The sequence below is a fragment of the Brevibacillus sp. JB24b genome (assembly GCF_051713385.1).
Lineage (GTDB): Bacteria > Bacillota > Bacilli > Brevibacillales > Brevibacillaceae > Brevibacillus_B > Brevibacillus_B laterosporus.
In genome coordinates this window covers 4,430,454-4,443,962 of the sequence record NZ_JBNVQV010000001.1, presented here as the reverse complement: position 1 = coordinate 4,443,962, position 13,509 = coordinate 4,430,454, and the positions used below count along the sequence as shown (strand labels likewise).

General features: G+C 41.4%; 14 protein-coding genes. 11 read left to right on the top strand and 3 right to left on the bottom strand.

Annotation, left to right across the window (positions count from 1 at the left end; all coding sequences use genetic code 11):
- Positions 1 to 25 precede the first annotated feature (25 nt).
- Genes ACQV1I_RS20795 through ACQV1I_RS20765 form a run of 7 tightly spaced genes read left to right on the top strand, consistent with a single transcriptional unit; the run spans position 26 to position 6,571 of the window.
- Positions 26 to 982 (top strand): ABC transporter permease, encoded by a 957-nt coding sequence (locus tag ACQV1I_RS20795; protein ID WP_018672707.1) that lies wholly within the window; start codon positions 26 to 28, stop codon positions 980 to 982.
- The gene (locus ACQV1I_RS20790; RefSeq protein WP_094700749.1) at positions 982 to 1,812 is read left to right on the top strand and encodes an ABC transporter permease; all 831 of its coding nucleotides are present in this window, start codon (positions 982 to 984) and stop codon (positions 1,810 to 1,812) included. The genes ACQV1I_RS20795 and ACQV1I_RS20790 overlap by 1 nt, the downstream gene beginning before the upstream one ends.
- A gap of 13 nt (positions 1,813 to 1,825) precedes the next feature.
- On the top strand, positions 1,826 to 2,794 hold the full coding sequence (locus ACQV1I_RS20785; RefSeq protein WP_094700748.1) for an ABC transporter ATP-binding protein: 969 nt from the start codon (positions 1,826 to 1,828) through the stop codon (positions 2,792 to 2,794).
- Entirely contained in the window at positions 2,791 to 3,768 is a 978-nt protein-coding gene (locus tag ACQV1I_RS20780; RefSeq protein ID WP_018672710.1) for an ABC transporter ATP-binding protein, read from the top strand. Before ACQV1I_RS20785 ends, ACQV1I_RS20780 begins: the two co-directional genes overlap by 4 nt.
- A 17-nt stretch (positions 3,769 to 3,785) precedes the next feature.
- Complete coding sequence (locus ACQV1I_RS20775; RefSeq protein ID WP_094700747.1) at positions 3,786 to 4,364, top strand: chromate transporter; 579 nt, start codon at positions 3,786 to 3,788, stop codon at positions 4,362 to 4,364.
- A gap of 18 nt (positions 4,365 to 4,382) precedes the next feature.
- Complete coding sequence (locus ACQV1I_RS20770) at positions 4,383 to 4,913, top strand: chromate transporter (protein ID WP_116334706.1); 531 nt, start codon at positions 4,383 to 4,385, stop codon at positions 4,911 to 4,913.
- Positions 4,914 to 4,960: 47 nt separating this feature from the next.
- Positions 4,961 to 6,571: a gamma-glutamyltransferase family protein gene (locus tag ACQV1I_RS20765; RefSeq protein ID WP_116334707.1), complete on the top strand. Its 1,611-nt coding sequence runs from the start codon at positions 4,961 to 4,963 to the stop codon at positions 6,569 to 6,571.
- Positions 6,572 to 6,702: 131 nt separating this feature from the next.
- Here the strand turns inward: ACQV1I_RS20765 and ACQV1I_RS20760 are convergent, their stop codons facing one another.
- A complete protein-coding gene (locus ACQV1I_RS20760; protein ID WP_018672714.1) occupies positions 6,703 to 7,416 on the bottom strand; it encodes a S1C family serine protease in 714 nt (237 codons plus the stop codon).
- A 390-nt stretch (positions 7,417 to 7,806) separates the two neighbouring features.
- On the opposite strand from ACQV1I_RS20760, the gene ACQV1I_RS20755 reads away from it, so the two are divergent.
- Entirely contained in the window at positions 7,807 to 8,346 is a 540-nt protein-coding gene (locus ACQV1I_RS20755) for a PadR family transcriptional regulator (protein WP_116334708.1), read from the top strand.
- An 87-nt stretch (positions 8,347 to 8,433) separates the two neighbouring features.
- On the opposite strand, the gene ACQV1I_RS20750 is transcribed toward ACQV1I_RS20755, so the two are convergent.
- Positions 8,434 to 9,546 (bottom strand): aminopeptidase, encoded by a 1,113-nt coding sequence (locus ACQV1I_RS20750; RefSeq protein ID WP_116334709.1) that lies wholly within the window; start codon positions 9,544 to 9,546, stop codon positions 8,434 to 8,436.
- Positions 9,547 to 9,707: 161 nt separating this feature from the next.
- Between ACQV1I_RS20750 and ACQV1I_RS20745 the strand changes: the two genes are divergently transcribed.
- The 3 genes from ACQV1I_RS20745 to ytxJ all read left to right on the top strand — a co-directional run bounded on the left by ACQV1I_RS20745 (position 9,708) and on the right by ytxJ (position 11,080).
- The gene (locus tag ACQV1I_RS20745; protein WP_236848096.1) at positions 9,708 to 9,947 is read left to right on the top strand and encodes a hypothetical protein; all 240 of its coding nucleotides are present in this window, start codon (positions 9,708 to 9,710) and stop codon (positions 9,945 to 9,947) included.
- A gap of 320 nt (positions 9,948 to 10,267) precedes the next feature.
- Complete coding sequence (locus ACQV1I_RS20740; protein ID WP_018672718.1) at positions 10,268 to 10,669, top strand: hypothetical protein; 402 nt, start codon at positions 10,268 to 10,270, stop codon at positions 10,667 to 10,669.
- A gap of 84 nt (positions 10,670 to 10,753) precedes the next feature.
- Complete coding sequence (ytxJ, locus tag ACQV1I_RS20735) at positions 10,754 to 11,080, top strand: bacillithiol system redox-active protein YtxJ (protein WP_116334710.1); 327 nt, start codon at positions 10,754 to 10,756, stop codon at positions 11,078 to 11,080.
- Between the two features lie 45 nt (positions 11,081 to 11,125).
- On the opposite strand, the gene ACQV1I_RS20730 is transcribed toward ytxJ, so the two are convergent.
- Positions 11,126 to 13,366, bottom strand: coding sequence for a cell division protein FtsA (locus tag ACQV1I_RS20730; RefSeq protein ID WP_236645871.1), 2,241 nt, complete (start codon positions 13,364 to 13,366; stop codon positions 11,126 to 11,128).
- Positions 13,367 to 13,509: the final 143 nt, after the last annotated feature.

Sequence of the window (13,509 nt, the reverse complement as noted above, 5' to 3'; positions counted from 1 at the left end):
TTTTTGACAGGAGAGGTGATTTAACATGATGTTTGTAATAAAGCGTCTGTTGCTTACAATTCCCATTCTGCTCCTGGTTTCTATCATGACCTTTTCATTGATTCATATGATCCCGGGTGATCCCGCTCGGGTGATTTTGGGTCAAGAGGCAACACCAGAAGCATACGAGGCTTTGAGGACTGAGCTAGGCTTAGATAAGCCAATCGTTGTGCAATATGTGAGTTGGCTAGGTCATGTAGTGACTGGGGATTTGGGGATTTCGATTACCGATAGAGTTCCAGTGAGTGAATTGATTGCCCAACGATTGCCGGCCACTATTGAGCTTACAATTGGTACGTTTTTATTTGCTTTAGTCATTGCTGTGCCAACCGGGATTTTAGCGGCTGTTCGTCGCAATACGTGGATAGATTATGCATCTTCCTTTACCGCATTGGGTGGCATGAGTATACCTAGCTTTTGGCTAGCGATGATGGCTATCATCTATTTTTCCGTAGAGAATCAATGGCTTCCTTCCTCCGGTTATGTACCTTTTTCTGAAGATCCCAAAGCGAATGTAATGGCTATGATTCTTCCCTGTATGGTGACAGGGCTTCGTGAATCAGCAATGCTCATGCGAATGCTACGCTCGTCATTGGTAGAAGTGGTACATATGGATTTTGTCCGAACCGCGAAAGCCAAAGGATTGAATGAGATAAGAATGATTTTAGGACATGCACTACGTAACGCATTAATCCCTGTTGTTACTACTTCAGGATTGATGATTGCCGGGCTTTTAGGTGGGCTTGTTATTACGGAATCCATTTTCTCGATTCCCGGATTTGGGAGGCTGATTGTGGAGTCTGTTTTCAAACGAGATTACGTAACTGTACAAGGTGCGATACTGGTATCTGCTGTATTGGTTGTGGCGGTCAACTTATTGGTTGATTTACTGTATGCAGTCATTGACCCTCGTATTAAGGCGGGCAAGGGGGTAGAAGGATAATGAAAAAAGTGAAGCTGTTCATGCGTTCGGGTCTTGGTGTAATTGGAGCTATGATCATTTTAGCGTTGATGATCTGTGCCGTTTTTTCAGGAGTTATTGCTCCATTTGATCCTAACGCACAGGATTATGAACAAATTCTCGTGCAACCAAATGCCCAGCATTGGTTTGGAACAGATGATCTTGGTCGTGATATATTCTCCCGTGTTATCTATGGGGCACAAATTTCAATAAAAGCAGCGATTGTCTCGGTAGGAATCGCCATGCTAATAGGGGTGCCTATTGGATTATTTACAGGCTATTATCGTGGCTTTTGGGACGAATGGATTGTAATGCGTGTGGTAGATGCCATGCAAGCTTTCCCATTTTTGATTTTAGCTCTAGCGATATCTGCTGTGCTTGGAGCAGGTTTTGGAAATGCGATGCTAGCCATTGGAATTGGATTTGCACCAGCTTTTATCCGTATTACACGAGGGCAGGTTCTCTCTCTGCGAAATATGGAGTATGTACATGCAGCTAAATCCGTTGGCGTAAAAGATAGTCGAATTATTTTTGCACATATTTTACCTAACGCATTAAGCCCCATTATTATTCAGGCTACGCTCGCTATGGCATCAGGCATCCTGGCGGAAGCGTCTCTTTCTTATCTAGGTTTAGGTGTTCAGCCACCGACGCCATCTTGGGGTAGTATGTTAAATCAAGCACAATCGTTGTTAAGTGTGGCACCATACGCCACATATTATCCGGGTTTGGCTATCTTCGTGGTTGTACTAGGCTTTAACCTTCTAGGGGATGGCCTACAGCTATATTTAAACCCGAGAACGCGCAAATAAGGAGGAAAGCGTGATGTCGGTTATTTTAGATGTACAAAACCTTGTAACAACCTTTCAAACCGACAATGGCAAGGTAGCTGTTGTGGATGGTATCGACTTTCAGATTAAGCAAGGCGAAACTCTTGGAGTAGTAGGAGAATCAGGATGTGGAAAGAGTGTAACCAGTCTTTCAATTATGGGTCTTTTAGCACGAAATGGTAAATCGGAAGGTCACATTATATTCAATGGTGAAAACTTATTACAACTATCGGAAAGAAATATGCAAAAGGTCCGCGGTAATGATATTGCAATGATTTTTCAGGAGCCAATGACCTCTTTAAATCCATTGCATACGGTAGGAAAACAAATTGAGGAAGCTGTTATCCTTCATGTAAAAATAGGCAAGACAGATGCGAGAACACGAGCGATTCAGATGCTAAAAGCTGTAGGAATGCCGCGTGCGAATGAAATTTATGATGAGTACCCCCATCAATTATCAGGGGGAATGAGGCAGCGTGTGATGATCGCTATGGCGATGGCCTGTGATCCCAAATTAATTATTGCCGACGAGCCAACAACGGCTTTAGATGTAACCATTCAGGCACAAATACTAAATTTAATGCAGGATGTAAAAGAAAAAACAGGCACATCTATCATGTTAATTACCCATGATCTTGGAGTTGTAGCTGAGATGTGCGATCGAGTTATTGTGATGTACGCGGGGCAAGTAGTGGAAGAGACCGATGTCGAGACCTTGTTTGATGAACCGCTTCATCCATACACAGTTGGCTTGATGCAATCCATACCCGACTTAGATAAAGAGAAGGAATATTTAGACACAATACCAGGCGCTGTCCCTCTTGCCCATCAAATGCCAAAAGGTTGTCGCTTTTCGCCACGTTGTTCTAAAGTGATGGCTATCTGTCGACAAGAGCAACCTCCGTTATTCGAATTACCTAAACATAAATGCCGCTGTTGGCTGTACCAGGAGGTGTCAAGATGACACAACCGTTATTAGAAGTAAAAAATTTGAAAAAATACTTTCCAATCCAAGCAGGATTTTTAAACAAAACAGTAGGGCATATAAAAGCCGTTGATGGCATTGATTTAACAGTCTATTCTGGGGAAACGTTGGGCATCGTAGGGGAATCAGGCTGTGGGAAATCTACCACAGGTCGAACTATTTTACGTTTATTAGAGCCTACTGACGGAGAAGTTTGGTTTGATAACAAAGATTTAGCGAAGCTCTCGAAAAAAGAAATGCGCCGGATGCGTAAAGATATCCAAATGATTTTTCAAGATCCTTTTGCATCGCTAAATCCACGTAAAACGATTAAGCAGACGTTGATGGAATCACTTAATGTCCATGGAATTGGTACGAAGGAAGAACGATTAAAACGTTTAGAAGATATGATTCAGGTGGTAGGACTACGTCCAGAGCATTTGGCCCGCCATCCCCATGATTTTTCAGGGGGGCAACGTCAAAGGATTAGTATTGCTCGGGCGCTGGTGGTGAATCCTAAGCTAATTATAGCCGACGAGCCGGTGTCTGCTTTGGACGTATCTATTCAGTCACAGGTTTTAAATCTTCTGAAAGATTTGAAAAAAGACTTTCAGTTAACCATGCTATTTATTTCCCATGACTTATCAGTGGTCAAACACCTGTGTGATCGGGTAGCAGTTATGTATTTAGGACGAGTGGTAGAAATTGCTGACAAGAACTCTTTGTTCACGAATCCTCGTCACCCGTACACAAAGGCTCTGTTATCCGCTATTCCTAAAGCAAATCCGAAAGTGAAGCGTGAACGCATCTTGTTACAGGGGGACCTGCCAAGCCCAGCAAATCCACCAAGTGGCTGCACCTTTCATCCAAGATGTCACTATGCAACAGACTTATGTAAAACAACACCCCCCACCTTAAAAGAAGGAATTCAAGGGCATATGGTTTCGTGTCATTTCGTTGAAGAAATCTTATAGAGATAGGAGGAGAGAAAATGGTTTATTGGCAATTATTTTTAGCGTTCTTCCGAATTGGCATTTTTGGATACGGTGGTGGACCAACCATGATTCCGTTAGTGCATGCGGAGTGCGTAAAGAAATACAAATGGGTTAGCGAAGAGGAGTTTGCCGATAACTATGCACTGGGCAATACCTTACCGGGACCGATTGCCACCAAAATGGCTGCATATGTCGGGTACAAAGTAAAAGGGTGGCTTGGTGCCACCATCGCTATCTCAGCCATGGTCTTTCCTGTCCTCCTACTGATGGTTATCCTTATGCAGTTCGTAAATGTGCTGAAAACCTCTGAGACAGTACGGGGTATGATCGAAGCCATCCAGCCAGTCATCGCGGTCATGATGGTGGTAATGACCTATGACTTTTTTAAAAAGGGCTGGAAGGATAGTAAAAAAAGGAAAGAAAAGCAAGGCTTTCTGGCGATGTTGTTCATTTCAGTGATCGCGTTAGTTCCTTTTCAAATTCATCCGGGTTTGTTTGTTGCCATTACCTTAGTGATCGCTTTTGCGTATTCCACCTGGCATACCAAACGACAAAAGAACCAGCAACAAATTTAAACAAAGGAGTCTAACGAGATGATTTATGTACAGATTTTTTGGGCATTTTTTATAACTAATATTCTGGGCTATGGGGGAGGGCCTCCGAGCATCCCTCTCATTCAAAATGAAGTCGTTTCTCATTATAAGTGGATGACGGTTGAGGAGTTCGGGGAAACGTTAGCATTAGGGAATGCCCTACCTAGCCCAATTTCCACCAAGCTAGGTGGTTATATTGGTTATCAAGTGGCAGGTATTCCCGGAGCTCTGGTAGGTTTGTTTGCTACGATTGCCCCGACTGCTATTGCTATGATTGCTTTATTAGGCGTATTTCATTTATTCCGCCAAGCACCACAAATCAAAGCTATGACACATTCTATTCGCCCAATCGTTACCGTTTTGCTTGGTACGTTGGCTGTTCAATTTCTTCTTGGTTCCTATGAACAAATTGGCTTATGGCACACGCTAATACTAAGTGGTGCATCTTATTTTTTGATGGAAAAACGTAAGATCCATCCAGCCTTCGTTATTTTACTGGCGATGGGGTACGGAGGATTTTTGATTAAATAGTAGAGGCAAACACAGAATTGATGACAGAACATACCGGAGGCACATTAATGCACAAATTCGATTCACTTTCCTATCCATATGCTTCAAAACGAATGGCGACCTATGGCAGAAAAGGAATGGTTGCAACCTCACAACCACTTGCTGCACAGGCAGGGTTAGATATTTTAAAAAAGGGTGGTAATGCGATTGATGCAGCCATTGCTACAGCTGCCTGTTTGACAGTGGTAGAACCTACCTCGAACGGGATTGGGGGAGATGCCTTTGCACTCGTATGGGTAAAGGATAAATTACATGGTCTAAATGCTAGTGGCTGCACACCGGCATTGATTTCAAGAGAGGCAGTAAAGGCAGCAGGACACGAGAGTATGCCGACATATGGATGGACACCGGTGACTATCCCGGGAGTTCCAGCAGCTTGGGCTGAACTTTCAGAACGTTTCGGTAAATTATCCTTAGTTGAGGTATTGCAACCCGCTATCGATTATGCTGAAAATGGATATCCTCTTTCGCCTACACTAGCTAAATATTGGAAGCTGGCCTACGATAAATTTAAACAAAATGGCCAGGGAGAAGAATTTCAAGCTTGGTTTGAGACGTTTGCACCTGAAGGGCGCCCACCCCAAGTCGGAGAAATTTGGAAATCAGTGGCACATGCACAAACATTACGTGAGATTGCAGAAACGAAAGCAGAATCGTTTTATCGAGGCGAACTTGCTGAGAAGATGGATGCCCACTCGCGGAAATATAAAGGCTACTTACGTAAAGAGGATTTATTTCGCTTTAAAGCAAAGTGGGTAGATCCGATTAAGGTTAATTATCGAGGATATGATATCTGGGAAATCCCCCCAAATGGTCAAGGGCTTGTGGCGTTAGTAGCGCTAAATATTTTAAAAGGTTATACGTTTGCGGAAAGAGACACCACTGACAGCTACCATAAGTCATGGGAAGCAATGAAGCTGGCCTTTGCCGATGGGCTACGCTATATTACCCAGCATGACAAAATGAAAGTAAGCATTGATGAATTACTGTCAGATGAATATGCGGCAAAACGTCGAGAGCTTATCACAGATAAGGCACAGCTGCCTGAGGCTGGAGAACCGGCGCGTAGTGGTACGGTCTATCTAGCAACAGCTGATGAGGAAGGGAATATGGTCTCTTTTATTCAGAGTAACTACATGGGTTTCGGTTCAGGAATCGTCATTCCAAATACGGGGATTGCCATGCAAAATCGTGCTCATACCTTCTCGCTTGACCCTCAGCATGATAATTGCTTAGAGCCTAGTAAACAAACCTACCATACCATTATTCCAGGTTTTATTACAAAAGGAGAACGTGCAGTAGGTCCCTTTGGTGTCATGGGTGGATTTATGCAGCCTCAAGGTCATGTGCAGGTAGTTATGAATATGATCGACTTTCAGTTAAATCCACAAGCGGCGTTGGATGCCCCTAGATGGCAATGGACTGAGGGAAAAACAATTGAATTGGAGAGTTCCTTTCCCGAACACGTAGCGCTTACACTAGAGGCTATGGGACATGTAGTTAAATATATAGTGGGCTCAGGAGGATTTGGGCGTGGTCAGATTATTATTCGTGACGAGAAGGGTGTATTAATAGGAGGTACAGATCCACGAACCGATGGAGCTGTGGCTGTCTGGTAAAAAACAAAGAGGAGTGAACCTCATAGATAATTTTAGATACAGCAAAAAAGGGGTTGCCAACTCTCTGGGATGAGATGGCAACTCTTTTTTGATGACACGTTTATTGTTGCGTGTGGTAGGAAAAAATGAAGTTATAAAAGTTGCTGGATTTTTTTCTTAATACTATCAATCCCAATGGCAAAACCAAGACATTGACTAGACTGGATGATAAATGCGTTTAGACCTATTACTTCCCCGTGTAAATTAATTAAAGGACCTCCGCTATTACCTGGGTTAATAGCAGCATCTGTTTGGAAGATTTCATCGTACAATCGTTTAGATACCTGAATACGCCTATTTTTAGCACTGATAATTCCCGCGGTAACGGAATTCTCTAGGCCAAGGGGACTCCCGACACTAATGACCCATTCACCTACGCGTGCCTCACCTGAATTACCTAGAGAGAGTGGGCTAAGACGTACGTCGGATTCAATTTTTACGATAGCATAATCCCGCTGAGGATCACTAAAAATGAGTTTCGCTTCAAATACCTTTCCATTCCACATTTTTACATAAATTGATTTAGCTTTGCCTATAACATGCTCGCTGGTGAGAATATAGCCTCTGGGATGGAAAATGAAACCGGAACCAAAGCTCTTTTCTGTCTGGCCTGCTTCGAGTGGTTCCATATCCAAAAAGCTTTGCAAAATTTGATCGATGTCGGGAGGGGAGGTGTTGTCTTCGCAGATAAGGGAAACTACGCCATGCTTTACCTGTTCCACTAACGGAACAAAGAAGTTGAATGGATGTAGATTACTCATCTGCTGATATTTTGTATTCGTATAGGACCAGCCTCTAGGTTTCACAACTTCATCTCCTTACTTCCCTGCAGATAGGTATACATCATCTTATGGAGGAGAGGATAAAGGTGGAACGCCCAATTATCGGGAGAAACCGGTACTATAGTCTCACAGCCAAGCAAAAGTAATCAGATATCACAGAAAATTCCTGAAAATAGAGACAAAAACTAGGAATATAGGATGCTTTTACTATATGAAAGAGAGGGAAATAAGCCTAAAGAAACTTGTGCTATAACGATTTAAAGCGTTACTCTCGTAGGAAGGGGGAGAAGGATTCATTTCTTGCTATAATGTTGCTAATATGAAGTTAAACATTTTATAATATTGAAATAAAGAAGGAATAATGTAAGTAAATCAGTGAAATTTTGTACCAAGCCTACATCCGGAGGAAATGTTATGGACGTCAAATCAATTATTTTAGGCTTATTACATTATCGTGAAATGAGCGGCTACGATATAAAGCAGTTCTTTACGAGTAGCATCGGTTTCTTTTACGATGCGAGTTATGGCGCGATTTATCCAGCTCTTAAAAAGTTGGAACAAGAAGGGTATGTTACAAAAGAAGAAGTTCTACAGTCAGGAAAGCCAAACAAGATCATGTATCGTCTGACGCAACAAGGACGAGATCAATTTCATCAGGAATTAAAGATGGAAATTGAAGGACCAATTGTTCGCTCTGATATGTTAACGCGTTTATTCTTTTGTGATTTGCATTCAGAAGAAGATCAAAAGCACTTTTTTGACGATTTGATAGCGTATCAGGAAAAGCGACAAGAAATTATTCAAAACAGTTATCAGAAAAGCATGCAGGAATTAAATGAGTATCAGAAGATGTGCTGGGAGTATACCCTCCATCAACTAGAAGGGGCTATTCAATTTCTTAAGAATAAAAAACAGCTGATGGACAAGGGGCAAAATGTTGCTCATATATCCTAAACTGATTACGCCTCCTGCTCAAATTGAAAACGGTCACAACAATAAAACCTCGGGGATTCTAGTCCTCGAGGTTTTATTTGTTTTCTGCTATTTGAGATTTTCAGGGTTGAGACACTCAAGCTCTGGTAGAACAAAACGACCATCTTTACGGATTAAAACATCGTCGAAGTAGATTTCTCCGCCACCCCATTCAGGACGTTGAATTAATACCATATCCCAGTGAATGGAGGATTTATTTCCGTTGAACGCTTCATCGTAGGCTTGTCCTGGCGTAAAGTGGATGCTTCCGTCAATTTTTTCATCGAACAGGATGTCTTTCATTGGATTTTGAATATAAGGATTCACGCCAATAGCAAATTCCCCAATGTAACGTGCGCCTTCATCTTCATCGAAGATTTTATTAATACGCTCTGTATCGTTAGCCGTAGCCTCCACGATTTTTCCATCTTTGAATGTCAGCTTTACATTTTCAAAGGTAAAGCCTTGATAGGGAGATGGCGTGTTATAGGAAAGGGTACCATTGACAGAATCTCTCACAGGAGCAGTGAAAATTTCACCATCTGGAATGTTACACTCACCTGCGCATTTGATTGCTGGGATGTCTTTAATTGAGAAGGTTAAATCTGTTCCTGGGGCTGTTAAGCGAACCTTATCCGTTCTGTTCATAAGCTCTACCAGGCTGTCCATTGCTTTGGACATTTTGCTGTAATCTAAATTGCAAACATCAAAGTAAAAGTTTTCAAACGCTTCTGTACTCATACTAGCCAATTGAGCCATGGATTCGTTCGGATAACGCATAACTACCCATTTCGTTTCAGGTACACGGATGTCTGTAACAGGTCTTTGTAATTGACGAGAATACATACTCATCTTGTCGCTTGGAACATCAGAGAGCTCCGTGATGTTATTGCTTCCACGAATTCCAATGAAACAGTCCATTTTTTTCATAAAGGCAACTTCAGCTTCTCGCATGACAGCTAGATGTTCTTCGTTTGTGTTCAGTAATAATTCTCGCTGAATAGCAGGATCTTGAAGTTGAACATATGGGTGAGCTCCAGCTTCATATACTTTGCGAATAAGGGCTTTTACTAACTCAGGTTGATGCCCTGTAGAATGAATGAGAACGTGCTCGCCCTTTTGAGCACGAATGGAATAATTGACCAAATTATGTGCCAATTTCTCTAAACGTGGATCTTTCATATATGTATCTCCTCACTTTCATGATCTTGCTCATATTGTACACAAAAAAATTTGGAAAGCGAAGTATCTCGGTAAAAATATTTTTACTGATGTTTATTATTCTGAAAATGTGGAAAAGCTGAATGATAATAAAGACATTCACAAAAAGGCAGGGGATGGATATGATGAATCGAGATATCAATGCGTTACAACCGAACGAACACTTGTATATGACTATTTGTGTGGGAGAGAATTTTAAATCAATAGCTTGGAAAGCTCAATACGATATGGAATTTAACTCGGAGTGCCTGTTTTGTTTCTCAGAAAAAATTACCGGTTATCGAGTAGAGGATGAAATTGGGCGTTCGGGTAAAATTGCTATTTGTCCTACATGTGAGAAAGTAAATGCTATTTATCACTAATTGTTGATGCAAGAATACTGGTATCTTTGGCATTTATCTACCAAAAACAGTGGATGGATGCCAAAGTTTTCATCTAGTTACAGAAAGTATGACATGTAAAAGTGAAAGGAAACCCCTACAATGTGTAGAGGATACGCTTTTACATATGGGGAAAGCGTTTGGGCGTTTAGAGTTAAACAATGACTGCCATCATGTACCAATAGATCTTCAGCAGGATTATGATATCCTTCACTCGAAATGGGTGACACAGATAAAAGACAAATAAACAGACATAAAAAAGCTGAAGGGAAGGCAGTTTTGAGAGAGGAGAAGAAGTACAAATGAAATATTGCAGCAAATGTGGCAAAGAAATGGACATCGCGCTGCGCAGTGTAATCTATCGCAGTCGGGTGAAAATTTGTAATGTGCCTATTCATGTCTGCAAAGATGAAGCATGTGCTTGTACATCGGTTGTTGATCTCGTCAAGGATGATCTTAAACAACTGATGAATAACCTAGGAGACCAACCGGAAGATCAAGAGGTTGCTTTTGAAGCAATCAGTGAATTTGCCAATTTACTCGTTCTCATCGCTGAACAGAGTGAAGATGAGGAATTAAAAGATAAGATTGATGAAAGAGTAAATGAACTACTTGATTTATACTTATTGGCTAAGTCACTTAATGATCAGCAATGGATAAATGAAATCCAAAGAAAGCTGACTCAAATTAAGATAGAAGTGTAATGTAAATAGGAAAAAATTTGCCTTTCGCTCTCTTTCTCTTTATTATAATGATCATCTAAGGTATTGAGAAAGGAGTGGGCTTATTTGGCATTTCAACAGTTGCAATCCCAAGAAGACCTGCAAGCATTCTTAAAGAAAACAGGCAAACTATTGCTGTTTAAACATAGTACGGTTTGTCCAATCAGTACGTCTGCTCATGAGCAATTCCATTCGTATTTGCAAGCAAACAGCGATGTAGAGGCAGCTGAAGTCCTCGTTCGTGAAGCTCGCCCTGTTTCCAATGAAATTGCCGAGCATTTTCAGATTAAACATGAATCACCTCAAATTTTCCTTATTGAGGACGGTGCAGTATCATGGCATACTTCTCATTGGAAGATTACGAAGGATGCTATTGAGCAAGCTATGAAATAAGCAGACACGAGAAGACCCCATATTAGCTATGGGGTCTTTTTTACTTTACTCCCAGTATAGTTCTACTTTATCCCCACTTACTAAAGGGGTTTGGAAGGAAGCTACAACATGATTGACCTTCATGATGAAATTGGGTAGCTGGTTGGTCCCAATCGGCTGAGCGGGAATGTCTATATAACGAAATATATCACTTACTATAGGTGCTTCTCCTACTGCCGAGTGTATGGTTACAACATCATTATGCTGTAGCTGCGTTTGCATAGTAGCGGAACTGCCATTTAGCTGTATATCCATGTAACCTGTTTCTATGGATATGAGTTGGTCGTTTACATAGACATTTACGGTTTCCTGAACCATATCCTCTGGAGTTATCAAATCACCAATAGTAGGAATTTTTAATTCGTGAATCTCACAATGGATGGTATCTTGTGAATAAACAGAATCCAACAAAGTAGCTTTTTTCCCATTTAAAAGAATATGTAATTCTTTGCGAGGAAGGGAATAGGTTTGTTTATTGCATGTAACCGTAAATAAGGGAGCTTCAGCTACTTCCTGTATCAATGTGGCAAACTTGCTAGACTGAATAGCTTCTCCGACGGTTTTAGGCAGACGCATCTCTAGATCCATGCGGTCAGTTAGCACGGCATCGTGTTGTAGGATTAAGCTATTATGCAAAACAATAGGGAGCTGTAAAAACTCCTCACCATTAATTGTGAGAGGCAGTGCTGTGCTTGAATCAATTAGATCCTGTGCTAAAGCAGTTGCTTCTTTACCATCCTCACCTGAAACTACGCTAATGATGTCCCCATCAGAGATGAGAGAGTCGAGCGAGCTTGGTCGACCATTAATTAAAATGGTAGGAGAAGTACCATGTTCCCCCGGAATGATTTTAAGACGTCCATTCACATTGACTGACATCGCTAAACCTGGACGACCATGTAGGCGTTTCATGTCCATACCAGCCGCTAGAAGTGCATCACCTAATGTCATTTTACGAAGATCAAAGAGCCTTACTGGAGTATCATTAATAGTCACTGTTACATAACGAATCGGTTGTGAATGTGCAGCGAGAGCAATTCCAACAGGTGTTACAAATGCAGGCCCATTTAGCAAGGGATGTTCACCAACAAATTGCTTGATTGCATCAGCACCTCTAACAGCAACACGGTTAGCTGGCAATCCCAAGTGCTGAGCTACTTTTGTTGGCAGGGTCGGAGTTAAGCTTCCGCCCCCAATTAACATGACTGCTTGAGGAGCCTTACCATTAAGTTCTAAAATTTTATGAGAAATCTGTTTAGCAAGGGATTCGATTTCAGAATCAATAGCCGCAATGATTTGATCTGCACCTACGTCATGTTCGATTCCCAAAATGTCGTGGAATTGTACGGTTTCTTGATCATGTAAATGACGCTTTACTTCTTCTGCAACAGGGAAATCAAGTAAATATGCATTCATAAGAGCATCTGTAATCTCATCCCCAGCCGTTGGTACCATACCATAAGCCGTAATACTGCCCTCTTCTGTTAAAGCAATATCAGAGGTACCAGCACCAATATCAACTAGTGCTATATTTAATCGTCGCATCGTGGTAGGAATCAATACATGAATGGCAGCAATCGGCTCTAAGGTAAGGGCCTTCATCTCTAGTCCACTTCGTTTGAGGGCTGCTAACAAGGAATCAACAACCATACGTGGGAGAAATGTTGCGATAACATCAACAGAAGCGTTCGTTCCACGTTGATCGATTAGGCTACCGATAATTTCCTCATCTAAATGGTAGTTAACCACACTGTACCCTACGCAATAATAGCGTGTAATATCCATTTCATTCAGCTCTTGAGCTAATTCAGCTTGCGCCTTTTGTACAGCAGAAAATTCGAGAGTAAGCACATCATCTTTGGTCAACACAGGTAAATGGGAGATAGGAAGCTCGAAGCGCACGCGCTTTGTTTTCAGCGAGCGTCCTGCTGCTGCCACTGCTACTTCTTGTAAGGGACCATGCTTTTGAGATAAATGCTGCTTGATCCTCTCTATTACTTCAGCGACTGCAAGAACATCGTGGATTTGTCCATCTAGCATGGAGCGTTCCTTATGCTCTAAAATGTAACAATCTTTAATTTGAAATTTGTCTTTGTCTGAAAGTGGTTCTACAATGAGTCCTACTACACTACGAGTACCAATATCTAAAGCAAAAAGAGTGTTATTTTGCTTATCTACATGTTCTTCTAACAAATGAATTGTCTCCTTCCCATCTGGAATGGAAGATTTACGTATTTTCTCTATCATATACTAGCTTCTAAAGATAATAAAACCCTATTAAATTAACCTTTTTCAAAAAAATTATGGCTTGTAACAATTACTTTCGCGCTTTTTGGTACTAAAGGGCTGGTCAAACGTCTAATCATCTACTATAATAACAGATAACTCAG